Below are 26,797 nucleotides of genomic sequence, written 5' to 3' on the forward strand. Positions count from 1 at the left end.
GCTACATACAACGTACTTGATCGAACGATATCATTCATTATTGCATAGTATCATTGACCCATCTTCAACACTGTATTTGAGCTTTATTATTAACGACAACTAAAGGAAGATCTAAATAAAATGTCAAAAATTATTTATACAAAAACTGACGAAGCCCCAGCGCTGGCGACTCTATCTTTTTTACCTATTATTAAAGCGTTTACGCAAACTGCAGGTGTCTCTGTTGAGAGCACTGATATCTCTGTTGCTGCGCGTATATTGGCCGAGTTCCCTGAGTACTTGACTGAAGAGCAACGTGTTCCTGACAACTTAGCTGAGCTTGGTCGCCTGACTCAAGACCCAAACACTAATATTATAAAACTACCTAACATCAGTGCGTCTGTACAGCAGCTCAGAGCCGCTATCAAAGAATTACAAAGCAAAGGTTTTGCACTACCTGACTTCCCAGAAGATCCACAAACTGATGAAGAAAAAGAATTACGTAAGCGCTATGGCAAGAGCCTAGGTAGCTCTGTCAACCCAGTACTTCGTGAAGGCAACTCAGATCGCCGCGCGCCAAAAGCAGTCAAAAACTATGCCCGCAAACATCCGCACTCTATGGGCGAATGGAAACAGTGGTCAAGCACGCATGTATCACACATGCATGGTGGCGATTTCTATGATGGCGAACAATCAATCACGCTAGACAAAGCCCGTACCGTACGTATGGAGCTACTACTTGATGATGGCACCACAAAAGTATTAAAACCTAAACTTGCGCTACTTGATAAAGAAATCATCGACTTGATGGTTATGAGCAAATCTGCGTTGCTAGAGTTTTATGAGCGTGAAATGGAAGACTGCCGCGAAGCTGGTATTCTATTCTCACTGCACGTAAAAGCCACCATGATGAAGGTGTCACACCCTATCGTATTTGGTCACGCGGTACGTATTTACTATAAAGAAGCTTTTGAAAAGCATGGCGAGTTCTTTGATGAGCTAGGCATCAATGTAAACAACGGTATGGCAGATCTATACGACAAAATCGCTACCCTACCATCATCAAAACGCGAAGAGATTGAGCGCGACCTACATGCCTGTCAAGAGCATCGCCCGCGTCTGGCGATGGTGGACTCTTCAAAAGGTATCACCAACTTCCATTCGCCAAGTGATGTCATCGTTGATGCCTCTATGCCAGCGATGATTCGCTCAGGTGGTAAGATGTGGGGTGCAGACGGCAAAATGTATGACTGCAAAGCCGTGATGCCAGAGTCTACCTTTGCGCGTATTTACCAAGAGATGATTAATTTCTGCAAGTGGCATGGCAACTTCGATCCAAAAACAATGGGCACCGTGCCTAACGTTGGCTTGATGGCTCAAAAAGCTGAAGAATATGGTTCACATGACAAAACATTCGAATCTAGCGATGCTGGTACTGCCCGCATTGTAGATGTTGAAACCGATGAAGTATTGCTAGAAAAGCGCGTTGAGAAAGGCGATATCTGGCGTATGTGTCAGACCAAAGATGAGCCTATCCAAGATTGGGTAAAACTTGCAGTACGCCGTGCGCGTGATTCAGATACACCAGTTATCTTCTGGTTGGATCCATACCGTCCACACGAGAACGAGCTGATCAAAAAGGTCAGAACATATCTAAAAGATCATGACACTAATGGCTTACATATCGAAATCATGTCTCAGGTTCGCGCCATGCGTTATACCCTAGAGCGTGTCGCTCGTGGTCTTGATACCATCTCTGCTACTGGTAACATCTTACGTGATTACCTCACTGACTTATTCCCAATCCTAGAGCTAGGTACCAGTGCCAAGATGCTATCGGTTGTGCCATTAATGAAAGGTGGCGGTTTGTTTGAGACAGGCGCTGGCGGTTCTGCACCAAAGCATGTTCAGCAGCTAACAGAAGAAAACCATTTACGTTGGGATTCTTTGGGCGAGTTCTTGGCATTAACAGAGTCTCTAGATCATCTGGCGACGAATGATAAAAATGCCAAAGCCAAAGTATTGGCAGATACGTTAGATACCGCAACCGAGAAGTTGCTATTGAACGACAAGTCGCCATCACGCAAGACAGGCGAGCTGGACAACCGTGGTAGTCATTTCTATCTTGCCATGTACTGGGCAGAAGAGCTGGCGGCGCAAGATCAAGACGCGGAACTAAAAGCGAAGTTTGCAGAGCTGTCGCAAAATCTTCAAGATAACGAAGCGGCTATCGTCAAAGAGTTCAATGATGCTCAAGGCAAATCTGTAGATATCAAAGGCTACTACTATGCTGACGAAAAACTGGCGACACAAGTAATGCGTCCAAGCAAATTGTTTAACGACGCATTGGCATCGCTATAGTTTGTTTAAATAGCTGTGCCGAGATAATTGAGCATAATTGTCTTTAGTCTTTAAAGTCAAAGTTAGTTATGCCGGTTATGGTTATGCTATTTACAGTCATTGTAAATCAAACACCTCAATGGTCTTAGGACATTGAGGTGTTTTTTATGCGCGCTCTAAAAATATGGAACGCTCGCTTTTATACAGTACCCTATGTAAAAGGTTGACCTTATCGTTCACCTTTCATACTCAAAACCATAATTATTAGCTTTATTCTACCTTTTCAGTTTTCAAATACACAAAAAGCCACCTACGTCAGCAGATGGCTTTTAATAGCGTTTAATAGAACACAGTGCTGTGAGCACATATATCACTTACAACTTCTATGGCGAAGTTCGTATATCGCTAAGCATCCATATGCTTGATAACTGCTTTGCCAAATTCAGAAGTACTGAGTAAGATGGCGTCGGGCATGAGACGTTCAAAATCATACGTCACTGTTTTGTTTGCAATCGCGCCTTGAATACCACTAATAATAAGATCAGCCGCCTCACACCAGCCCATGTCACGTAGCATCATCTCAGCAGACAATATCAATGAGCCTGGGTTTACTTTGTTTTGACCAGCATATTTGGGCGCGGTACCATGTGTCGCTTCATAGACTGCGATAGCACCGCCTTTGTTTGCTCCTGGCGCAATACCGATACCGCCGACTTCAGCCGCTAGCGCATCAGAGATATAGTCGCCGTTCAGGTTAAGCGTTGCGACTACAGAGTAGTCTGCAGGACGCATCAAAATCTGTTGCAGGAACGCATCAGCAATCACATCTTTGATAATGATATCGTTGCCAGTTTTTGGATTTTTTATCGTCATCCATGGGCCGCCATCCAATAGCTCAGCACCAAAGCGCTCTGCTGCCAGTTCATAGCCCCAATCTTTGAATGCTCCTTCAGTAAATTTCATAATATTGCCTTTATGCACCAGTGTTACATTTGGCAAATCATTATCAATAGCATGCTGGATTGCTTTACGTACTAGGCGCTGGGAGCCTTCTTTTGAGACAGGTTTGATACCGATACCGCAGTCATCATCAAAACGAATTTTGGTCACGCCCATCTCTTCTTTTAGGAACTTAATAACTTTTTTAGCATCCTCGCTACCTGCTTTCCACTCGATGCCAGCATAGATGTCTTCTGAGTTTTCACGAAAAATAACCATATCTGTCAGCTCAGGATGCTGAACTGGACTTGGCACGCCTTTAAACCAACGTATTGGACGTTGACAGACATATAGGTCGAGCTCCTGACGTACTGCCACATTGAGTGAGCGAAAGCCACCACCCACTGGCGTGGTCAATGGGCCCTTGATACTAACGACATAGTCTTTTAAAATCTCTAACGTCTCACTTGGTAGGTAATCACCGTCGTATATCTTGGCCGCTTTTTCGCCGAGATACGCTTCCATCCATACAATAGATTTTTTGCCATGATAGGCTTTATCGACCGCAGCATCGACCACCTTTCTCATGACGGGTGTGATGTCTACCCCGATACCATCGCCTTCAATAAACGGAATAATCGGATGATTGGGGACGTTTAACGACAAATCAGCATTTACGGTCACTTTTTCGCCGTCTCTTGGTACGATAACCTTATCATATGACATAGATGATACTCCTTGGTTGTCTGTTATAGATCGTAAACGAGTTGAACACGCTATTATGCCAACGGTTTTTTATCGTTATAACGCTTAAAAACTTATGATTTAAGCAAATATGAACTGAGCAAAGCTGTGATAAATGTAGCACTTGTATCATTGGTTTGAACCGTACTAAAAATAGTTTTAAGCGACAGAAGCTAAGACAAAAACAACATCATAATCAAATTGAATGCTTAGCTTGTCCAAAATATAAAAAACCACTATTAGGATATGGATTTAGAATAGCAATAAACCTATATGACCACTGTCCTACTTTTGTAGCGGATGATCGATATCCATTCTGTCACTGACAAGACCGCTATGCTGATTGTTTAATACCGATTATTCAATACTGGCGTGACCTTGTAAGACATAGGCTACAATAGACCACCACTTACCCATTACTAGGAAATATCGTTTTATGTCTAGTCTCGTTTTATTCAACAAGCCTTATGGCGTGCAAAGTCAGTTCAGAGATGACAGCAATAACGATCACACTACCCTATCTGAGTACTTTACCGATAAGTCTTTACGTGTGGCAGGTAGGCTTGATGCCACATCAGAGGGTCTACTTATTTTGACCGATGATGGGCGTGTCAATAAAGCCATCGCTCATCCACCCAAGGCCAATGCTGGGCGCAAGCAAGGTAAGACTTACTTAGTACAAGTCGAGGGGATTCCTACTACCGAGCAACTGAGCAAATTACGTAAAGGCGTGATTCTAAAAGATGGTAAGACCCTGCCCGCCACTGTTAAACACGTCCATGAGGATGAGTTACCAATGACGCTCTGGCAGCGTAACCCACCGATACGTGAGCGTAAAAGTGTGCCGGACTCATGGCTGATGATGACGATTTACGAAGGTAAAAACCGTCAAGTTAGACGCATGACTGCTCATGTTGGTCTACCTTGTCTGCGCTTGATCCGTTGGTCGGTTGCAGGGTTTAAACTTGACAATCTAGGGGTTGGTGAGTTTGTGCGCATCTCCTTAGATAGCGCACATTATCATCAATTGGGTATTATCAATCAGTGAACACTACTTAGCTGTCTGTTGTTCGTTGCTCAGTTACCGATATATAATTTCATATAATATAAAGATATTACGACCTATTAAACATAGCGTCTCGAATGGGTAAGGTTTATCTGCTAAAATTCAGCACGTTATTGGTTATGTATAGCCATTAGTTGTATAAAGTGGGTCTTATCCATTTATCGTCTTATTTTATAATAGGGACATGTCATGATTGCTTCTCATCGTTTTGCTTTGTTGGCTACCAGCATTTTCGCGGCACTTTTGCTGAGCGCGTGTCAGCCAGCAGCAGAGGACAATCAACCAGCACCCGTAGAAGAAAACACGCCACCAGTGACTGATACTACTCATGCTGAGCATGACGACATGAGCGAAGATGCATTGCAAGACGATATAAACGTCACGGACGGCTCCGAGATGACTGATATTCTCAAGGACTATAAGAAAACCATGACCAGTATGCATGCTGAGATGCTGATTGGTATGGGTTACAACGACCCTGATACTGCGTTTGCCAAAGGTATGCTTGGGCATCACCGCGGCGCGATAGATATGGCAAAAATCCAGCTGAAATATGGTACTGATGAGGCTATGCGCCAGCTTGCTCAAGATATCATCACCGCACAGCAAGCTGAGATTGATATTCTAAATAAATGGCTTGCCAGCCACCCTGATGCACCCAAACCTAAGCCTAATACGACTGCCATGCAGCAGGCATATGCCAAGAGCATGGAAGACATGCATGGTGATATGACATTAGGTATTGCCGATCCCATGCCTGATATGGCCTTTGCTCGTGGCATGTTACCGCATCATATTGGCGCAGTAGATATGGCAAAAGTCCAGCTCGAGTACGGCACCGATGAGGAAATGCGCCAATTGGCACAGACTATTATCGATACACAGCAGGCAGAGATTGATGTCATGCAGAACTGGATTGCAGCGCTTCAAGTTTTGAACAGCACTCAGACCAGCATTGACATCATGGATCCTGACAGCCAGTCTACTGAAGACGAAAGTTTAGACAGTGAAAATACCGATAATGACCGTGTTGATAAAGGTACTGAGGCACAGTAGCAAGAATATCAGAAAGCCGGAATCTAATAACGATAATCCCCCAACAAGCATCATTGCTTATTGGGGGATTATCGTCAGTGCAGCATTAGTCGGTGCGGTATAGGTTATGAATGGCGTTGCGTATCGCGAGCTATACTAGCGCACCTAATGTTGACACACCACTTAACATATCTAACTTGGCTTATGATTCATAACATTTAGCCACGTCTCCCAGCCTGCTTCTGCCTGCGCCTCATCGCCATTGCTTTGTAACGCCTTGCCTTCTTTTGCTAAGCGTAGACCGATCTTGTGAGGGAATGACTTTTCGCTAGCATCATTGCTATCTATGCTGTCTTTTTGCTGCGCTTTAGTTGGTTGTACTTGAACACACATCAGCTCATCACGGCGGAACAAGTAACACTCGACAGTACGCTTGGCGTTACTAAGCGAAGCCAACTGCTTGCTGTCTGCTTTTATACCATCAATCGCAATAATGATGTCATGTGCTGAGATGCCAGCTCTGGCAGCCACGCTACCACGCATCACTCGATTGACCTTGAGTCCGGCTGGTGTTTCGCTACAGCGCATACCCCAAGGCACATGTTTATCAGCCACTTCCTTTTTATTGACCTGTATTTTTAGACCGTTTTCGATTAGCAATGTCTCAATGGGTAGCTCCTCTACTCCATTGACATAACGACGCTCAAAATCCTCCCATTCTGCTAGCGGCATGAACTGCCCAATCACCGTACCCATATCGGCGCTACTGATACCGATACGCTTATTGTCGTTTTGCTTGGCTTGAGTATAGAACGCTTTGACCACATCAAAGAGGCGATAGCGACCATCGGTGTTTTTGAGCAGTATCAGATCCAAACACAATGCCACTAGCGCACCTTTATTGTAGTAGCTGATGCCTGCATTGCCCGTATTTTCGTCAGTACGATACAGCTTGATCCACGCATCGAAACTCGACTCTGCCACGCTTTGGTTGCTGCGCCCAGGCGTTTGATAGTAACGATTGATTTGTTCTGCCAATAATCTCAGATAGCTTAGCTTGTCGATCACACCAGACGCCTGCAGCATAAAATCATCGATATAAGAGGTAAATCCTTCAAACACCCAAAGCAGAGGCGTAAATGCTTCGCGGCGTAGATCAACATCGATCATGACATCGGGACGCACTGTTTTGACCCACCACGAGTGAAAATACTCATGACTGCATAAGCCCAAGAACCGTTGATAATCGGTACTGGGTAGTTTTGGCTCATCCATATTTGGTAAGTCACGGCGCGGCGTAATCAGGCTAGTAGAGTTAATATGCTCAAGCCCGCCGTAATCTTGACCACTGGCAAAGGTCATAAAAGTATAATCATTGAATGGCGCATCGCCCAGCCAGTCTAGATAAGTCTGGCAAATCTGAGTGACATCTTGCTGTAGCCTGCCCATGTTGGCGCTATGCTTACCTGAGAGATAAAAACTGTGCTGCAGCGTCTCATGCTGATTATCCTTGATAATAAAATCAAATTTTTGCTGCTCTGCAATCTCGAAAGGATAGTCGATCAGCTCGTGGTAGTTGTCTGCCTGTAACTGATAACTGTGCTGTCCATCTGTGTCCTGACCTTCAACACGCAGATGAGTAGCTGCCAAACCACACGCCAAGAGTACATTATTCTCTTTTTTATCTAGCAAAAATGCCGCAGGTACAATCAAACTGACCTGTACGGGTTCCAGCTCTTGTCCATCAATTGCGAGTGCGAGCGAGGTAAAATTACCATACAGACGCTGCTGGTCAACATACGCCGTACGCACTGATAAATCATAACAGTAGACTTCGTACGCGACATTTACCGTTTGTCCTGCCTGTACAGCTGGGAGTTGCCACGTATGTTTATCTATTTTTTGTGCGCGATAAGTCTTGGAGGACTCGTCACTCTCTTTTATTTGGCTGTCTATGATTTGATAGTGTACCGCAGTAATATTGCGGGCAAACTCACGCATCAAATAACTGCCTGGTATCCATGCTGGTAGCCAAAATTGAGGCGCGGCTGAGGTTGTCGTAAAGGTCAGTGACACATCAACCAAATGCTCAGAAAAACGCGCAAAATCGAACCGATAACTGATCAAGGGCAGTCGCTTGGCATCATTGTGGCTGATGGACACATCGCTCGTTGGTTGATTGTTGGCAGTATTGGTAAATGAAGTCATCGTCTCTCTCTTCCTTATTTTTATCATTATGGTAGGAGCCAATCCGAAAAAACGCAACTCCCAAGCCCTAAATAGCCCATAGCTACCCATCAACTATAGAAAATAACAGTTATTATTGTAAATTGGGGCATTAATTGGCTTTTTTTATGTTTTTTGCCTTGAAACTCATGTGACCCATCTCAATTAAAGATGCTAACTGCTAAAGTTACTTTAATAAACTGATGATAATTGACTAATATCGTGGCTATTTGGCTTGCTGATTGGCTTTTTTAGGTTTATTGCAACCGCATTTAATTTTTTACATAGATATATTTAGGATATTTTATGACTACTATCGCAAAAGACACTGCCGTCAAATTTAACTACACGCTAAAAGACGACGAGGGCAATATCCTTGACCAATCACCAGAAGGTCAGCCACTTGCTTATCTACATGGTCACAGCAACATCATCCCAGGCCTAGAAGCACAATTAGAAGGCAAATCTGCTGGCGAAAAAGTCAACGCAGTTGTTGAGCCTGCTGATGGCTACGGTGAGTATCAAGAGCAAGCAGTACAGCACGTACCACGTGAGAACTTTCAAGGCGTTGATGACATTCAGCCTGGTATGCAGTTCCAATCAGAAGCTGGCGGTCAAGTTATGCTAGTTACTGTAACTGACGTGAATGAGCAAGAAGTTACTGTTGATGCAAACCATCCATTGGCTGGTAAGCGTTTGACATTTGACGTTGAGATCCAAGAAGTACGTGCAGCAACTGAAGACGAACTAAACCACGGCCATGTACATGGCGCAGGTGGCGTTGAGCACTAATCTCTTCTAGAGTACAGTGAACAGCTATTGAGTGATGAGTTATTATTAGACTTGTCGCACAAAAAAAGGTCAGTGACTATGTCTACTGACCTTTTTTTATGCGTGTGTCATCATCGGAGACTTATCAAATAGATGCTTTGTCGAATAAATAATCTACCAAGTAAATAGAGTGATTTGAAAAGTTGAATACTTAACAGACTTTGCTTAAGCTCCATTTTGCTATTTGTAGATAATAACCAATAAATATTTATAAATTTTAGACATAACAAAGCCGCATAACGACAAGCGTCATGCGGCTTTTATTACCAACCATCCATGTTAGCGTTACGCGATACCTAATCCCGGGGTATCTCATAACTGACAGGCATCCAGCCTTATCATCCCTAATCAGCAAACCACTTATCCCTGATGCGACCTTAAGATACCAATCCCTAGTATCAATGAACTATTCCGTTCAATCGTGCCGTACAGTTATAATCGCAGATTACCCTATCATTAGTAAGTAGTCCGAACGTCAATCCATGTAAGCATATGCTTACATGGAAATTATAGCTACCTATAATGCGTTATAGCTTTTCTTGTGGGCTCAGCATTGCTGTAGGTTCAGCACTAAGCATGAGATAAGCGGCTTCATTAATAAATGCTTCATCTTCTGGTAACTCTGGACGCTCACCAGCTTTCATGCGACTACGCTCTTCGAACTTTGCATCCATCGCAGCTTGGTACGTATTCCAGTTAGAGTATGGACGTTCACCAGTGGCGATCAAGCGCTTGTTTTCTGCTTCTAATGAGCGCTTCTCTATGAGCTGCATTTTAGCGCGGCGGCTGTTAATGTCTAGACGAACAGGTTTCTTCTCATCATCCATGTTACGTATGTCATTGAGCGTCGATAGATAAGTAAACTGCGGGTTCTTTTGTTGGCGAACCTTAGACTGCTGATTGAGCGTTGCGAGTGTATCACTGGTAAACTTACCCTCAGGCTTATAAGGAGACGTTCTGATAGTATCCCAAGGTAGCGCTTTTTTCTGCGCGCGCTCGCCAAAGGTGGCGTCGTCATAGATGTTGACCAATTCAACATCAGGTACCACGCCTTTGTTCTGAGTACTACCGCCAGTGATACGATAGAACTTACGCTGAGTTAAGGTAGCAGAACCCAGCGCCAAGCTGTCGAGCTGAATCTGTGCAGAGCCTTTACCTGTCGTGGTACTACCCACAACCAATCCACGACCATAATCCTGAATGGCAGCAGCAAAGATCTCACTGGCTGAGGCCGATGCCAAATTGGTGATGACGGTCATTTTGCCATCATACAACTGCTCGCCACCATCATTGTCACGGTATACTTGAATGTTACCGCGGTTATCACGAATTTGTACCAGTGGTCCACTCTTGATAAACATGCCGAGCATTTTAGCAACTTCATCCAAAGAGCCACCAGGGTTGTTGCGCAGATCGACAACCAAGCCATCGATGTTTTCTTTGTTCAACTCTTTCAGTGCTTTTTCGGTATCAATACTGACACTGCGATAATCCTCACCGTTACGGCGCGCACGATAGTTCAAGTAAAAACTTGGTATTTCAAGCACACCGATACGTTTGGGTGTCTCATCTATATTAGGACGCTGCACCTCTACCACACGCTGAGTCACGCCAGACTCTTCTTGCTGAATAATGTCACGTACGACAGTAACCGTACGGGCGCTAGCATCTGGTGTATTTGGTTGACGTAGTTTGAGAGTGACCGAGGTGCCACGCTTACCACGAATCAAGCTGACAATCTCACGCGTTGACCACCCAACCACGTCAGTCATGTTCTCGCCATCTTTTGCGATACCGACGATTAAGTCATTGGGCTTAATTTGACCAGATTTTGCAGCGGGCCCTCCATCTACCAAAGTCACAATACGAGTGTAGTCTGGGTTTTTACGATCAGGGCGGATAGAGACACCGATACCCTCTAACTGTAAGCTAGATTGTATTTGTAGCTCAGTTGCTTGGATCGGTGCGTAGTAGTTGCTATGTGGATCATACGTCAGCATTGCCGTGTTCAAGATGGTTTCCATGATTTCATCGTCTTTGAGGCGTTTGAACTGCTCCTGCTGACGTGACAAACGGTTTTGCAAAATCTCACTTGGTGTACGCTCATCGTTACGTACCAAATCTTGTCCACGTGTGATATCTGGATTGTTTAAAAACACGGCTTCTTTGGCTTTTTCGTCTTCTTGCCCCAGCGTAATACTCATTAACTGAAATTTCAGCTGACGCGCCCAGTAGTCTCGTTGTTCTTTTTTGGTTTTGAAGTGACCCAGTTTTTCGCGGTCAAGTATGATGGTGTCATTACCTGTCAGATCGATGTCTGTTTTTAGCATTTTCGTTGCCATCGCAAAGTATTCATTTGAGCGTTTGCGATAACGATCATAGACTTCTACCCCTGCGGATAGATCGCCCTGTTTGAGACGCGCACCAAAATCAGCCGCGTGCTTTTTTTTCAGCTCATCGACATCAGACTGCAAAAACAACGTATGGTTTGGATCAAGGCTATCAATATACATTGATAAAATCTCGCTGCCCGTTTTGCTATCTAACGGCTGGTTTAGGTAATGACTGCGATCCAGCAAGGCGGCGACTTGGCGGGTAGTGACTTTTTGTTCAGGCGTCTGAACAAAACTTCCTGTATTGGTTTCTGCGACTGCAGTACCGTAACTTTGTGTCAGGATAATACCGGCTATGCCCACTGACGCTGCACTGAGTAACCACTGTGCTGGTTGTTTTTTCATCATATGTACCTAGTTATTTGAAGTTAATGATTTGTTTGGAATTGAGGATATTGTTTGTTTTGTTAAAATCTAAAAACTCTGAATCTGTGATTATCTATCAATACTGATTATTTTCATTACTCGTCGTCTTGAGCTTACGCTCTTCTATACTTTTATTGTTATAAGATTTTTTTGTCGTTGTATCTTTCCATAATTTTTACAACGATGTTATTTTTGAAGCTCTTTATATTTTATAGCCTTTGAAGCTTACAGCTACTGTTATTACCCACTAATATATACTCTAAATTGAATAATATTATCATGAGCAATAATACTGAACTGTCTCAAACTGTATAAGCAATCTTACACGCTACGCCTACACATACCAAACTTTCTATCACTTTTCTCACTTAGAGCAAATGCAGACTATCAACCTCTATTCGATGATGATTAATAGACTGATTTGACGTCTATAATTCGTACATTAGGTTCATTTGATAATAGCTGTCATAATAAAGTCTATTGACGATGGCCTGCGAGTGAGTAGACATTTAGAGTTCATCAGACCCATAATATAACAATATAAAGAAGAATAAGGATCATGCAATGTACGGCGTTTTAATGATTGATATTGATAGTACCGCACTGACCGCTGAGGATGTCAGTTTACTCAAACAAGCACAAGTCGGCGGGGTCATACTGTTTGGACGTAATGTAGCCGATGCAGCCCAAGTACGTACACTGTGCGACGATATACGTTATCACAATCCCGATATATTGATTGGTGTTGACCAAGAAGGTGGGCGCGTTGCACGGCTACGTGAAGGCTTTACCCCCTTACCAGCAATGGGTAGACTAGGCGAGTTGTTTAATCAAGATCCGAGTCGTGCACTTAGCTGTGCGTATGACTGCGGCTACCTAATGGCAGCTGAAGTATTGGCAGTAGGGATTGATTTGAGTTTTGCGCCTGTACTAGATAGAGATGGTATCAGCCAAGTCATTGGTGACCGTAGCTTTCATCACGAGCCACAAGCGATTACTGCACTTGCGACACAGTTCATGCGCGGTATGAAAGCAGCAGGCATGGCCACCACTGGCAAACACTTCCCAGGTCACGGCGCTATTGCCCCTGACTCTCATGTGTCAGAAGCCATCGATACACGTAGCTTGGATGAGATCATAAATAGTGACATGCAGCCTTTTGCCCAAACGCTACCACTGCTCGATGCCCTTATGCCAGCACATGTGATTTTCTCGCAAGTAGATGATAAGCCTGCGGGGTTCTCTAAAATTTGGCTAAAAGACATTATTCGCGAGCAATTAGCGTTTGATGGTGTACTCTTCTCTGATGATTTGTCGATGGCTGGGGCACAGGCAGCTGGCGATGTCAGCGCACGCGTCAAAGCTGCTATCGAGGCTGGCTGCGATATTGCATTGGTATGTAACGACCGCGTGGCCGTCCACGAGGCTGCAGCAGCTGCTCAAGAGCTGTCTTATCCCAATCAAAAACGCATCAAAACCATGTGCGGCAATATACCAGAGTGGCAAGGCAATCTTGAATCTACTTGCCAGCATTTTGATTACTGGCAACAAGCAAAGAATAACGTCACTCAAACATTTTTTAACGCCTTTGCTGACACGCAAGTTACTGAAGAATTGAAAGAACCGATAGACCCTACTCATTACAAATAGGTATTCGATAATGGGTAGCCTCTAATAGATGATCAGTAATAGGTAACCACTAACGCGCTGATAAAATAAAACCGCCTTTATATAAAAGGCGGTTTTTTATTTTTAACTATCGTGTGTTTTTAACCATCGTGTAATCAGAGGTTTGCAGATTAGTTTATTGAATCTACTACCGTGTCTTGCGTAGCGTCATCACCATCTGGTAGCAAATCGTCATTATTACTGTCTAGCGGATTCAAATCTGGGTCTAACGAATCACTATTGATCGTCATACCATCGTTTGGATCGACCATCTCGTCATTAACCATAAACTCAATGCGACGATTACGGAAACGACCCTGCTCGGTTGAGTTATCTGCGATAGGATCTGACTCACCCATACCTTTGGTCGTCAACTTGCTTGCATCGACACCTTGAGCCACTAGGTATTCTTTCACTGATTCAGCACGCTCACGAGACAGCTCCATATTATAAGAATCAGAAGCTTGACTGTCTGTATGACCAATAATCATCAGGTTCAAGTCAGGTACGTCGTCGATGATTTTTGCAGCGCGGTCTAAAATGGCTTTGTTGACATCAGGAATGACAGCTTCATCCACTTGGAAATTGATAACCTGAATGCTCAAAGCACGAGCAACGTCACGTGGATCTGGGTTTTCACCTAGGTTGTTCATTGCGACATCTGCTGCAGCGACACTATCGTCAATCTCACCTTGTAGATCTAATGGGCCTTCAGCCTCTACCATCATTGCAGGTGCAGCTGCTTGTAGGTCGGATACCAATTGGGCCAATGCCGCATCATCAGGTGCGTTGACTGTGATGGTATCGCCTTTAATAATCATACTGGCATTCGGTACGTTTTTGACGATAGGTAATATAGTGGCGAGTTGAGCGGCAGCTGGCATGTCTATGGCAAAGTTATCATCAACATCGGCGCGGCACTTATTGGCTTCATCGCCGAATGCACCAGTTAACGCATTCATTACATTGGTCTGTAGCGTTTCATTGCCTACGTTCATGCGGCAGGCATAAAGCGTACCATTTTCGCCAGTAGCGATACGGAGTGAAGCAGGCTCAATATCAGCTGCCATCACTGATTGCTCATTGCCTTGCTCATCTTGCTGTATGGTAGTCGCTGGCGTAGCAACAGGCTCTGGATTTTCCTGGCAACCTCGAAGTAAGGCCCAAGCCAATGCCCCCAAAATAATCAAACCAATAATCGGTAGTAGCGCTTTCATAAAGCTACCTTGTGGTTCTTCTTCTTTGTGTAGCGGTGCAGTGCTGACAGTATCGGACATGGGTGTAGCTGCAACTGCGCTCGCAGGCAATACAGCAGTTGCCCATGCAGGAATATGATGCTGATAGCTACTCAGATTATTACTTAAGAATTGAGGTACAGGCGTAGTACCAGCCAAACTTTTTATTTCGTGGAAGGCAAGTGGTGCTGCCATCGCAATCAAACCACGAGAGGCTGTCTCGTCAACGTTGTGCTCATGAGCGAGCTCACGGGAGATTTGATCGCGATGAGCCTCTTCTGTCCACACGCGATCATAAAAGGCATTGTCATCACGGGCAATGTTTTCGTTGGCAAAGCGATTGTAAGTCTCATCATTCGCTAAGCGAGCAGCAAAAATCGCATAAAACTGTTCCAGTAGGTTCTTTTTAGTAGGACTATGATCGTCCGCTAGTACCGCAGGACTGACCGTACGTGTCAAATGACTGATAATATCCATAATATAACTCTCCTCTTAATTTTTATTTGTATCATCCGATTACTCAATGCATAAGACCGCCAAGTAAAGCTAAAACATGACATCGAAATTCATTATGCAAAAATTCTGTTGTCAGTCTACTGTAGTCGCGCTACTGCATTTTATTTCAAACATTATAAAATTATTAAGAGAAGGTTCACAGTCGATGCGTTGTTGTACAAATGATACGTTAAGTAATGTTTGAGTTGGTACTCGTAACTATACAAGCACTTGGGTACATATCAATAACAGTCGAACAATTAGTTGAAGGAGACTACTGTTCGTATTAGAGGGTGTAGTTTTTAAAGCTTGCCTTGCAAAGCTACAAACAAGGTCTGATTAACCCATATGGACAAAAAGCAGTATAGAAATCTACACTGCTTTTGAGTCTTTATAGCTGCTGTTCTCTTAGCCACTTGACCTCTTAGCTATCTCACTTGGGCAGGCTCAGCGACGATGACACTACTCGCCATATCATCTACTTCTGATTCAGAGATAGGACCTGATGGTCTGCTCGTTCTGTTATTAGAAGGAGCATTGCTAGGAATGTTATTAGACATACTACTTGGGCTATTGCTTGGTATGTTAGGCAGCCCACTGTTTGTGTTATTACTGCTTGGATTGTTATTGAGCCCTCTGTTGTTACCATTATTAGGTAGCGGCGCCGGTATCACGCGATCACCAGTGTTATCGTCAGGCGCTTGATACTCTACAGAGCCATTACCAGTACCATCGTTACTATACTGATTATTAGAGGCTGCTCCACCACCAAACTGATTGTTCACACCATCAGCACTTCCCATACCATATGCAGCGTTATTATTAGGTAGTGGCAACGGTGCAGTACTATCAACTGCCATAGCGGGTACTAAGCTGCGTATGTTTGTCACCAATTGCTGTAGTAGCATATTATCTGGTGCCTCTACTATAAGACGTTCGTTTTGTAACTGTAGACGCGCAAATGGCGTTGATCTGAGCATGGTTAAGACGTTAGGAAGTACGTCCACTGGCATATTAGCAATAGTAGTTGCTATTCCCTCATTTACAGTCAATTCACAAATACCCGCTTGCTCTCCAAAGCTTGTATTGAGTGCCTGCTGCAGTGTACTTTGCAATCCTACGTCACCGACTGTGGCACTACAAGTATAGAGATTGCCGCTATCATCAATACCAATGATAAACTCGACAGGCGTCATCGCTTCTACTACTGGTTCGGTCGCAGGCGCTGGTACTACAGGCGTAGCAGTAACAGGTTCTAGTGGTATGTCATTGTTGGGCTTGATCAGCAACGCCCATGCAGCAAGCGCAAGCCCGGCAAGTGCTACTATCAATAAAAACACCCGTATCAACAAATCGTTTCGCTGATTACGAGTGCGTACTTGCTCTCGTTTCAGGCTGCCGTTCTCTGCCAAATGATGTGCTGCTGGACTGGCATGAATGGCATCGTCACTACCGAAGCGAGTCTCTTCACCCAATCTGCCAGTATATCCCATACGGGGTTGTCCGCCATCAGAGGCTGTAGCTGCAGCGGCTGTGATGGTAGGGACAGTGCTGGTGTTCAGATTGGGGTCATCAAGTCTATCAAGCGTAGTTGACGTACTATCACTTAATGGTCCGATAGAGTTATCCGCCATAGCTGCTGACGATATGTCTTGACTGACATTACTTGTATTATCTACGTCTAGAGTAGATGTAATAACTGGTGTTGCCCATATGGGTAGATATGGGCGTAGTGAGGGCTGCTCTGCTTGTAAAAATACTGGTAAAAACTGCCCATTGGCGAGTGTTTTTAGCTCACGATACGCTAAGGGTGCAGCATTGATCAGCAATTGGGCGGTGACTGACTCATTAATATGATGTGTGGCTGACAGCTCTTGAATAATTATATTTTGTAATACCTCACTATGCCACAGCTGCTCAAACAAGGGCATTTCAGGGATATTGTCGTTAGCTATTACTTGATCGTTACGCAGCAATTGCGAATAAACCTGCGGCACCGCCAAACGCGCAGCTAGAACCGCATAAAACTGCTCCAGAAGACTAATATATGCCACACTATCGCTACTATTGCGCTCGCCCAATACAGCTGGGGTAACCGTCTGCTCTAATTGATCAATAATACTCATAAGTCACTGCCTCGTTCGGCTTTTGAAATTTGCAAAGGTTAATTGCTCGTCTTTAATTATATATATAACACTCGCTTTTTGCTCTTGCCTTCCTAATCATACTTAATAGGCCGTATCTATAGATTGTTTACTGAACTCACATGATACACTGCTACATTACTCACTATAAAAGCATAAAAAAGCATCGTTTTGTCACATAATAAACATTTGCAACCTGATAACTACTGTTAGTATTGTTTTATTACTCTACGAATAGCTTAGATTTATTATTAGTACGTTAATTATCGGTCATATTTAGTTTTCATTCAGCCTTAGCGCTAGGTTTTGAACACTGTCATTTATCGCATTGTCACACATCAGGCGCGGCCTAAGGATTATCCTTTGTTAAACCATACGACCCTTATTATCATTATCACGGTTATTGTCAGCTTGTTGGCATGGCAAAACAAAAAGCTACTCAATCGACTCATATTTTATCCACCAGCTGTAAACAATGGACAGTGGGATCGCTTTGTGACGCATGGCTTCATTCATGCCGATAGTATGCATCTACTTTTCAATATGTTTACGCTGTATTTCTTCGGTCGAGCTATCGAAGGTCTGTATCGCTCATTCTTATTCGGCTATGGTTTTGTCGTTTTTTATGTGTTGGCTATTGTTGTGGCCATGATTCCAAGCTACCTGAAAAATAAAAACAATGCCAGTTACTTAAGCCTTGGAGCCTCAGGCGGCGTATCAGCCGTTTTATTTGCTTTCATTTTGCTAGCGCCATGGGAACGCATTTATTTGTTTGCCGTTATTCCGATTCCTGCAATATTATTTGCTGTCGCTTATGTGTTTTATAGTATTTATGCTGACAAACGCGGTGGTTCCAATATCAATCACATGGCCCATATGTGGGGCGGCGCGTTCGGTGTCGTTGCTACCATTATCTTGGAACCCAAAGTGCTGCCCCATTTTATAAATGCTCTATTATCGCCTGGTTTTTAGACTAACTTTATTTAGAGTGAAGAGCGTTGTTAGAATTAGGAGCGTTATTAGAATGAAGAGCATCAGAATAAACAACCTTTAACATCCAGCTATTGAGCAACCATTTACTTTTATATGTGAGATTTAACCACTCGTTATGATTATAGATATTATCGGTGATATTCATGGTTATGCAGATAAGCTGGTCGGTTTATTAAACCAATTAGGTTACGAGCATAATGGTCAGCATTTTGTCCCGCCTACGGGTCATAAAGCATTGTTCATTGGAGATTTGATTGACCGTGGTTCGCAGCAGTTAGCAACGCTTGAGATTGTCTTTGCTATGATAGATGCGGGCGTGGCTGATGCAGTGATGGGCAATCATGAATACAATGCATTGGCTTATGCTACGCTCAATCCTGATGATAAGACTGAGTATCTACGAACGCATAATGCTATACATAAGCGTCAGCACGAAGCATTTTTAGCAGAGGCTGCATTTGGTTCAGAGCTACATAAGTACTGGTTGCAGCGTTTGTATGAGATACCTTTATGGATTGAGACAGACTATGCTTGTTTTGTACATGCATGCTGGGACGTAGATAGTATGGATATCCTCAAACCATTTTTGACTGATAATAACTGCCTAACCACTGAGGGTCTACTCGCGACTGCCAAAGAAGATACTGTCGAATTTGATGCATTGGAGCGCGTACTAAAGGGCGTCGAAACAGGCTTGCCCGATGGCATCGTAATGGTCGACAAAGAAGGCACAGAGCGCTCGCGAGTGCGAGTACGCTGGTGGCTTGATGAGCTAAATAAACGCACGCTTCGCGAGGTGGCACGCGTACCCTCATCAGCAATGGCGCAAATACCGGCCGATGCACTCGCTGAAAATATTGATTTTGCGCTCAAAACACATAAACCTGTGTTTGTCGGTCACTATTGGCTGACAGGCACACCCGCACCGCTTAGTCCACAAGTTGCTTGTACTGATTATTCGGCAGCTGTAGATAGTGGTTACCTCACTTGTTATCAGCTTGATACCAACCAGCCCCTACCCTTAGCAGCGTCTCATTTTGTACAGCATTATCATGATAAAAAAACAGATATAAACCAGTGATGTTGCGGCTCTTAATACCAAGCAAGTATTAAAAATCAAACTTGGCTTTACGACTATAGCAAAACTTTTGTATGATGGTCTTTTTGAGGATATCCAGTCATGAGCACCATAAATACTGCTGCTAACCAGAACGGCCCTATCACCTCTCCTGCTGGTCAATCGAAAGTTGGCATTATCATGGGTTCGCAGTCGGATTGGGCGACCATGAGTGTGGCTGCACAATTGCTAGCAGACTTTGATATTGCTTTTGATTGTGAAGTGGTTTCTGCACATCGCACACCTGACAGACTGTTTGATTATGCCAAGAATGCTAAAGGTAATGGTCTGCAAGTCATCATTGCTGGTGCAGGCGGTGCCGCTCACCTGCCGGGTATGTGCGCAAGCCAAACACCACTACCTGTTTTTGGGGTACCGGTAAAATCCTCAATGCTGAGTGGTTGGGACAGTCTGCTGTCTATCGTGCAGATGCCTAAAGGCGTCGCGGTTGGGACATTGGCGATTGGTGCTGCTGGTGCTTATAACGCTGCTCTACTTGCGATTCAGGTATTGGCATTGCATGATGATACGATTGCGACCAAGCTCGATCACATGCGCCAGACGCAAACCGACACCATTCTTGCTAGTCCAACACCTGGTATTATCAATACCTAAATGCATTGATTGCATATAGATTGACGAGTACTTTTGATAGCATAAGACTGCTATTGCAATAGTAAAGCTACTATTATTTATTTTTGATTCAGTCCTACTAAAGATAAGGTGCATACAGTGCACCTTTTCCTATTTTCACCCATCGGGTTTTAACTTTCAATATACATCAGACCTCATTCACTTTTATTCAAAGAGCCTGCCATGACTACAGCAAACGCTTATCCTATTACCCAAACCATTCGTACCATCGGTATTTTAGGCGGTGGTCAGCTTGGTATGATGCTTGCCGAAGCCGCGATGCCACTCGGCTACCAATGCGTATTCTTAGAAGACAATCTAGAATGCCCTGCCAGCTTATACGGCCGTGTCTTTCACAGCGATCAATTAGTAGACTTTATCGCAGCCGCTGATGTGTTTACCTTAGAGTTTGAAAACACACCAACATCTACAGTCGAGCAACTGGTTAGTTTGTCAAAATCTGGCAGCAAGCAAGGCATGTTCCCGCCACTGATTGCTCTCGACATCGCTCAAGATCGTCTAAAAGAAAAGCAGATGTTTAACACACTCGATATTGCGACAGTGCCTTTTCTGGAAGTCAGTTCCGAGACTGAGCTCAAGCACGCTTGTAAAGAGCTAGGACTGCCTATTGTCCTGAAAACTAGTCGCGGTGGTTACGACGGCAAAGGACAGTTCGTCATCAAACAAGACAGTGATATTAAAACAGCTTGGCTAGACTTAAAGGATGCGGTCAGCGGTAAAGGCTCACTCACACCAACGCCTGCACCACTGATTGCCGAAGGGTTTATTAACTTTAGCCGTGAGGTCTCTATCATTGCCGCACGAGCGCAAGACGGTCAGGTACGCTGCTATGATTTGGTCGAAAATCATCATCATCATGGTATTTTGGCAAAAACTCAAGCACCTGCGGTTGGTACAAGCCACCTGTTTGAGCAAGCAACAGACGCTATTACCAAAGTTATGAATCACTTAGACTATGTCGGTGTCATGGCGCTTGAGTTGTTCGTCACCAAAGATGCTCGCGGTCACAACACGATACTGGCGAATGAGATCGCACCACGTGTACACAACTCTGGACACTGGAGTATCGAAGGCGCTATTACCAGTCAGTTTGAAAACCATATCCGTGCCGTGGTCAATTTACCATTAGGCGATACAGATAACGTGCATCCTGCAATTATGGTGAATGTACTTGGTCAATATCCCGATATCAGTGCAGTGTTAAACATCGATGGTGCTCATTATCATAGCTATCATAAAGCTGAGCGTGACGATCGCAAGATTGCTCATATCACCTTAATGCCCAATGACGTGACTGATTTAGAACCTGCTATGGCAAAGCTGGTTTCTATATTGCCGAATAAGGTAGGGCTCGATAAAGAGTATGCGAGTGTCAATGTGCAAACCAAAACGGTAGAAGGCGATGCTACGAATGATGATCAGAATGACAATACAGACAATGAGTTGAAAAATAAAGACAGCCAACCAGTCCTTTCATCAGATACCGAGAAGGCCAAAAAATAATGCAAATTTGGGTAGATGCCGACTCAGTGCCATTGATTGCCAAAGACTTGATTATCAAAACAGCTGAGCGTACCAAGACTATGGCAATATTTGTGGCCAATCAGCCGATCAAGCTACGCAAATCGCCCCTACTGGTCATGACTGTGGTGCCATCAGGTTTTGATAAGGCTGATGATTATATCGTTGAGCAGATACAAGCAGGTGACTTAGCTATCACCAGTGATATTCCTTTGGCAAATGACATCTTGGACAAAGGTGGTATGGTACTGACGACGCGCGGCGTGGTTTATGATAAAAACAACATCAAACAAAAGCTTAACATGCGTGATTTTATGGACACCATGCGAGGCACTGGCGTGTTAGAGCTACAAGAAATGAGCGGACAAAAACCGTATGGCGACCGTGACAAAAAAGCTTTTGCTGACGGTCTCAATCGTCTGGTTCGTTAGTACCTCTCATTTTTTTGGCAATTATCTGTTATAAGCTTATAGAACAAAGCCCTTTTTATAACGGCGTTTCATGAGCTTTACTTACCTCCTTGCAAACCATATACACTCTATAACCAAACACCATTCAATCAGCACGCTTTATAACGAAGCGTGCTGCCTATTTTTGTTACGCTATATTCAGTTTTTGAGATAAATAGTTTTTATATAAATAGTATTTGTATAAACATACTATAAGAACATCAAACAACAAAATCTAGAAAAAAATAGGAATTATTATGAAAATTTTAGTCGTTGGTGCTAGTGGTCGTGTAGGTGGTGATTTGGTTAAGCAGCTATTAGCTGATGATCATAAAGTCATTGGAACAACCCGCCAGGAAGAAAAGTTATTTGATAGTGACCGTTACACTCAGTTAGATTTAGATATCATGGCAAGTAAAGAGTCAATCGCAAAACAATTGGATCAAGATATCGATGCGGTCTACTTCGTGGCAGGATCTGGCGGTAAAAATGTATTAGAAGTTGATTTGCACGGTGCTGTAAAAACGATGCAGGCGGCTGAGGACAAAGGTATCAAACGCTATATTATGCTTAGCTCTGTATTCTCGCTAGAGACCGAAAAATGGGACGAAAACCCTGGTATTGCAGATCTAAAAGATTACTATATCTCCAAGCATTATGCAGACCATTGGTTGGTCAACAGTGCGCTTGATTACACGATTGTACAACCGGGTGCACTAAAAGAACGCGCAGGTACTGGTAAAATTACTATTAATGATACCAGCTCTGGCGAAAATGCCATCGAAGACGTTGCGACTACATTGGCTGCTGTACTCACAGCAGATAACACCATAGGTAAGGTATTCAATCTACATAATGGTGATATCGACATCAATGAGGCAGTCGCTACCGTATAAGGTACTTTATAAGCTACTATCATATAGGTAGCTATTAGCTATCATTTAATATATTAGTTGACAGATATAACGTATAAAAAGGTCGTTACCAGATTGCCCACATTTAGTTGGTACATCAGTAACGACCTTTTGTTGTTTGGTCTACAAATAAATTAAAAATCTACTAGCTCATTATGCTTGCCCACTAGGGAAAGGAATCACCTCTTCTAAACTGCTTGCACCTGTTATGACCATCAGCAACCTATCAACACCAACTGCGATACCGCTACAAGGTATTAAATCATTAGACGCCGCTAATAAGTGCTCATCGATTGGCATTTGGGGCAGATTATGATGCTGACGCAATTGATTGTCTTGTTCAAAGCGTGCTCGTAAAGCCTGACCATCTGCCAGCTCATCATAGGCGTTAGCAATCTCAATGCCATTGATATACAGCTCAAAACGCTTTGCGACTTTATTGCCCTCTTTATCTAAAGCCGTTTTTGCCAATGCCGCCGTCGCAGGGGGATACTCTATAATCAACGTTGGCAAATCATGTCCCAGATTTGGCTCTACGGCATGACTGAACAACAAATCCAACCAGCTCTGGCGACGACTCTCCTCGCTATCGTCAGCGTTGTTGAAATCAAACCCTGTCAGACCACTATCTTCTGCTACTGCTTGTAGCGCAGCTAAACTCGCTGTCAGTGGATGGATACCAACGAAATCCATAAAGGCATCGACGTAGCGGTAATGACTCATCACAATCGAATGACCATAAAGCGCCGCCAACAACTCATTAAGCTCGCCTGCCATATCATCTAAGCTGTAATTAGGTTGGTACCATTCGAGCATCGTAAACTCGATATTATGGCGCACACCTATTTCGTTATCTCGAAAGACAGGGCAGATTTGATAAATAGGTACTTGCCAACTGGCTAATAAACGCTTCATCGCGAACTCGGGAGACGTGTGCAAGTAGTAAGTGCGAGGACGATCTTGGTAGGTCACCTGCGCTGCTACTGATTGTAAAAAAGTATCGGTATTACCTGCCTGCGATAAAAGCGGTGTCTGTACCTCAAGCACTTGGCGACTCGTAAAAAACTGTCGAATATCTCCGATGAATTGCGCACGCTGCTGTGCCATCGCAAGTGTCATGGTTGGTGCATATTTTGGTTTTGTGTCGTAACTGGGCATGCTGTTTGGTTGGCTCATGACGGTCTACCGTGATTCACGAATAATAAATTGATAACGACGTAATTGCTTGAGTCTTAAGTGGTCCACTTGATACGTCAAGCTTGCCATTCACGGCGAAGATGATAATCACGACGCAGCTGATCAAAATCGGCCCCATTGACCTGTCCTGTCATCTGTTCATCAGATACATTGCTATATGTCTTACTGGATAAATTGCTAGACACATTATGAGATACTTTGTTTCGCAATGCAGCGTCATCTTGCATGATGTCATAGAACTTAGCCAATCTGTCTGGATGTGCTTTTAGTTCCGACCATAGAAACATATTGAGTGGTAGCAGGTTAGACATCGACTGGACAGGTGTTATCGCAAGCGTCGCGCATAGGGCATCATAAATAATTTGTGTACCTCGCAGTTTACCCTCTAGCGTATAGCCCGCAATATGCGGCGTGGCAATAGCAAGCTTCGATAATAATCTTGCAGCAACTTTTGGTTCATACTCAAACACATCTAGTACCACTTGTCGCCCAGTACGATCAATATCGCTCATTAGGTCACTTTCATTAATGACAGGACCACGTGCGCTATTAATCAGTATCGTATCAGCGGACATCGCTGCCAATGCCTCTGCATCAATAAGGTGATAGGTTGGATACTCACTCCCGCGAGGATTACTATCGGCTTTCTCGGTCGTCAAAGGCACATGTAGACTGACTACGTCGCTTTGAGACAGGACTTGCTCAAGGCTAGCATTGTTGGTTGTGGACGCTGGGACTAAGGGATCATAACCTAGTACTTGCCATCCTAAATCATGTGCATACTGAGCAAGCGTACTACCAATATTGCCAAGTCCAATGATGCCTAGTGTCATAGGCTTCGTAGATGTTGTCGACTGCTGCCAATATTGCGGACGCAACGTCAAAATAGACGTCAACACATACTGAGCCACAGAATGCTTACTACAGCCTGCCGCATTGGCAAAAGTAATATTACGCATGGCGAGATAGTCTTGGTCGACATGGTCGGTGCCGATAGTCGCCGAACCAATAAACTGCACGCTATGATTATCAGCCAATAACGCCTCACCTACTCGCGTCACAGAGCGTATCAGTAATATATCTGGCTGTACCTCAGCAAGCAAATGTGCATCGATATCACGGCCAGCAGTGCTTATGATATTGACAGTTTGCTCAGTCAGCTTACCCAGTGTCTCAGCGTTAAAAAACTCACTTAGACTAGCAATGTTGCTATCAGCAACGATAGTAATGCCCTTAATTTTGCTCATCTTATCCATTTTTACTGCCTATAACGTCTGCAACGTTCGAGTTTGTTGTTAGCTACATTTTCTATCCTATAGGTTTGCTATATAGATTCGTTTTTACCAACTATTTCTTGTTCTGGCCTAGGCACTGGCGTTACAGCACCAGTTTCAGAAAGCATAACTTCTTGCTGAGCGAATATCTCATTCTTGTGCTGTGATATCCACTCGCGCCATACGGCAAGACCGATGGCCAGTACCACAGGACCGATAAACAACCCGACAAAACCAAATGCGGTCAGACCGCCCAATACTCCGATAAAAATAATGATAAAAGGAATCTTGGTCGCGCCACTAATGACGATAGGACGAATCAAATTATCCACCCAACTGATCACTAATACGCCCCATAGTGCCAGACCAATACCGCCTGCAGTATGCCCTTGGCTCAATAGCCAAATCGATACACCGCCCCAAACGAATGGAGTTCCAAACGGGATCAATGCAATGATGAAGGTGACGATAGTCAATAAAATAGGACTTGGCGCACCAGAGAAGTAATAGCCAATGCCAGCGAGCGTCGCTTGCGCCAGTGCTGTGAGCCCAATACCGTATACGACCGCGCGGGTGGTTGTACCCACAGAGTCAATGTAGCCGTCGATGCGGTTGCCAATGATGTTGCGTAGCGCTTGGCGAATTTGGCGTACCAAACTGGTGCCATCACGATAAAAGAAGAACAAGGTCATCAGTGCCATACCAAGTTTGGCCAGCGCACTAAACACCACATCGAATGCGATCTTGCCATAATACAGATGCGACTGAACCCAAAGACGAAAGGTCTCTAATGTCCCTTCTGGATTCTTGTTGATTCGCCACAGTACATCTTTGACTTGCTGCCCAATGATAGGCAGCTCTTTGAGTGAGTCAGGCACATCCAAATAGCCCACTTTAATACGGTATATCAAATTACTAATGAGACTTAGCGCTTCTTGCTGCAAAATAAAAACCCCGATAACCAGTGGTATGCCTATCATCAAGGAGATACTGACCGTCATAATCGCAGCACTAAAATCTGGACTTAACTTAACTTTTTCGTGAAAAAACTTATAAACAGGAAACGTCACATATGCCAAAATCGCAGCCCACAGTGCAGGCACAATAAAAAACTGCACCACTTGAAAGCACAATACAAATAGCGCAACCAGCAACGTAATAGCAAGTAAGCGCTGAATAATAAATTCTTTTGTCCAGTTTTCAATCATAGCGTATAA

General features: G+C 43.9%; 19 protein-coding genes. 11 read left to right on the forward strand and 8 right to left on the reverse strand.

Annotated features, from left to right (window positions below; all coding sequences use genetic code 11):
- Nucleotides 1-120 precede the first annotated feature (120 nt).
- Complete coding sequence (locus AC5JPO_RS07000; RefSeq protein WP_319051108.1) at nt 121-2,340, forward strand: NADP-dependent isocitrate dehydrogenase; 2,220 nt, start codon at nt 121-123, stop codon at nt 2,338-2,340.
- A 384-nt stretch (nt 2,341-2,724) separates the two neighbouring features.
- On the opposite strand, the gene icd is transcribed toward AC5JPO_RS07000, so the two are convergent.
- Entirely contained in the window at nt 2,725-3,984 is a 1,260-nt protein-coding gene (icd, locus tag AC5JPO_RS07005; protein WP_493853645.1) for an NADP-dependent isocitrate dehydrogenase, read from the reverse strand.
- Nucleotides 3,985-4,438: 454 nt separating this feature from the next.
- Here icd and AC5JPO_RS07010 point away from each other — a divergent pair, with 454 nt between their 5' ends.
- Both AC5JPO_RS07010 and copM read left to right on the forward strand, forming a co-directional pair.
- The gene (locus AC5JPO_RS07010; RefSeq protein ID WP_493853646.1) at nt 4,439-5,050 is read left to right on the forward strand and encodes an rRNA large subunit pseudouridine synthase E; all 612 of its coding nucleotides are present in this window, start codon (nt 4,439-4,441) and stop codon (nt 5,048-5,050) included.
- Between the two features lie 207 nt (nt 5,051-5,257).
- Nucleotides 5,258-6,124, forward strand: a complete 867-nt coding sequence (copM, locus tag AC5JPO_RS07015; RefSeq protein ID WP_493853647.1) for a CopM family metallochaperone — start codon at nt 5,258-5,260, stop codon at nt 6,122-6,124.
- Nucleotides 6,125-6,295: 171 nt separating this feature from the next.
- Here copM and AC5JPO_RS07020 read toward each other — a convergent pair whose 3' ends face one another.
- Nucleotides 6,296-8,311 carry a M61 family metallopeptidase gene (locus AC5JPO_RS07020; protein WP_493853648.1) on the reverse strand — a complete coding sequence of 672 codons (2,016 nt, stop codon included), beginning with the start codon at nt 8,309-8,311 and terminating at the stop codon, nt 6,296-6,298.
- A 324-nt stretch (nt 8,312-8,635) separates the two neighbouring features.
- Between AC5JPO_RS07020 and AC5JPO_RS07025 the strand changes: the two genes are divergently transcribed.
- Nucleotides 8,636-9,121, forward strand: a complete 486-nt coding sequence (locus AC5JPO_RS07025; RefSeq protein ID WP_319051113.1) for an FKBP-type peptidyl-prolyl cis-trans isomerase — start codon at nt 8,636-8,638, stop codon at nt 9,119-9,121.
- A gap of 566 nt (nt 9,122-9,687) precedes the next feature.
- Here AC5JPO_RS07025 and AC5JPO_RS07030 read toward each other — a convergent pair.
- The gene (locus AC5JPO_RS07030; protein WP_493853649.1) at nt 9,688-11,898 is read right to left on the reverse strand and encodes a carboxy terminal-processing peptidase; all 2,211 of its coding nucleotides are present in this window, start codon (nt 11,896-11,898) and stop codon (nt 9,688-9,690) included.
- 585 nt (nt 11,899-12,483) lie between these two features.
- On the opposite strand from AC5JPO_RS07030, the gene nagZ reads away from it, so the two are divergent.
- On the forward strand, nt 12,484-13,569 hold the full coding sequence (gene nagZ, locus AC5JPO_RS07035; protein WP_493853650.1) for a beta-N-acetylhexosaminidase: 1,086 nt from the start codon (nt 12,484-12,486) through the stop codon (nt 13,567-13,569).
- 149 nt (nt 13,570-13,718) lie between these two features.
- Here nagZ and AC5JPO_RS07040 read toward each other — a convergent pair whose 3' ends face one another.
- Both AC5JPO_RS07040 and AC5JPO_RS07045 read right to left on the reverse strand, forming a co-directional pair.
- Nucleotides 13,719-15,299 carry an OmpA family protein gene (locus AC5JPO_RS07040; protein ID WP_493853651.1) on the reverse strand — a complete coding sequence of 527 codons (1,581 nt, stop codon included), beginning with the start codon at nt 15,297-15,299 and terminating at the stop codon, nt 13,719-13,721.
- Nucleotides 15,300-15,745: 446 nt separating this feature from the next.
- Nucleotides 15,746-17,443 (reverse strand): hypothetical protein, encoded by a 1,698-nt coding sequence (locus AC5JPO_RS07045; RefSeq protein ID WP_493853652.1) that lies wholly within the window; start codon nt 17,441-17,443, stop codon nt 15,746-15,748.
- Nucleotides 17,444-17,824: 381 nt separating this feature from the next.
- Between AC5JPO_RS07045 and AC5JPO_RS07050 the strand changes: the two genes are divergently transcribed.
- The 6 genes from AC5JPO_RS07050 to AC5JPO_RS07075 all read left to right on the forward strand — a co-directional run bounded on the left by AC5JPO_RS07050 (nt 17,825) and on the right by AC5JPO_RS07075 (nt 23,091).
- Entirely contained in the window at nt 17,825-18,433 is a 609-nt protein-coding gene (locus tag AC5JPO_RS07050; protein WP_319051118.1) for a rhomboid family intramembrane serine protease, read from the forward strand.
- Nucleotides 18,434-18,569: 136 nt separating this feature from the next.
- Entirely contained in the window at nt 18,570-19,535 is a 966-nt protein-coding gene (locus AC5JPO_RS07055; RefSeq protein WP_493852381.1) for a metallophosphoesterase, read from the forward strand.
- A 99-nt stretch (nt 19,536-19,634) separates the two neighbouring features.
- A complete protein-coding gene (gene purE / locus AC5JPO_RS07060; protein WP_493852380.1) occupies nt 19,635-20,186 on the forward strand; it encodes a 5-(carboxyamino)imidazole ribonucleotide mutase in 552 nt (183 codons plus the stop codon).
- A 201-nt stretch (nt 20,187-20,387) separates the two neighbouring features.
- Nucleotides 20,388-21,728: a 5-(carboxyamino)imidazole ribonucleotide synthase gene (locus AC5JPO_RS07065; RefSeq protein ID WP_493852379.1), complete on the forward strand. Its 1,341-nt coding sequence runs from the start codon at nt 20,388-20,390 to the stop codon at nt 21,726-21,728.
- Nucleotides 21,728-22,177, forward strand: coding sequence for a YaiI/YqxD family protein (locus AC5JPO_RS07070; protein WP_102093310.1), 450 nt, complete (start codon nt 21,728-21,730; stop codon nt 22,175-22,177). Before AC5JPO_RS07065 ends, AC5JPO_RS07070 begins: the two co-directional genes overlap by 1 nt.
- Before the next feature lie 275 nt (nt 22,178-22,452).
- Nucleotides 22,453-23,091 carry an SDR family oxidoreductase gene (locus tag AC5JPO_RS07075; protein ID WP_493852378.1) on the forward strand — a complete coding sequence of 213 codons (639 nt, stop codon included), beginning with the start codon at nt 22,453-22,455 and terminating at the stop codon, nt 23,089-23,091.
- 171 nt (nt 23,092-23,262) lie between these two features.
- Here the strand turns inward: AC5JPO_RS07075 and epmA are convergent, their stop codons facing one another.
- The 3 genes from epmA to AC5JPO_RS07090 all read right to left on the reverse strand — a co-directional run bounded on the left by epmA (nt 23,263) and on the right by AC5JPO_RS07090 (nt 26,788).
- Entirely contained in the window at nt 23,263-24,285 is a 1,023-nt protein-coding gene (epmA, locus tag AC5JPO_RS07080) for an EF-P lysine aminoacylase EpmA (protein WP_493852377.1), read from the reverse strand.
- A gap of 77 nt (nt 24,286-24,362) precedes the next feature.
- Nucleotides 24,363-25,544 (reverse strand): 4-phosphoerythronate dehydrogenase, encoded by a 1,182-nt coding sequence (locus tag AC5JPO_RS07085; RefSeq protein WP_493854022.1) that lies wholly within the window; start codon nt 25,542-25,544, stop codon nt 24,363-24,365.
- Nucleotides 25,545-25,630: 86 nt separating this feature from the next.
- On the reverse strand, nt 25,631-26,788 hold the full coding sequence (locus tag AC5JPO_RS07090; protein ID WP_493852376.1) for an AI-2E family transporter: 1,158 nt from the start codon (nt 26,786-26,788) through the stop codon (nt 25,631-25,633).
- Nucleotides 26,789-26,797 lie beyond the last annotated feature (9 nt).

Source organism: Psychrobacter sp. H25, from assembly GCF_059076335.1.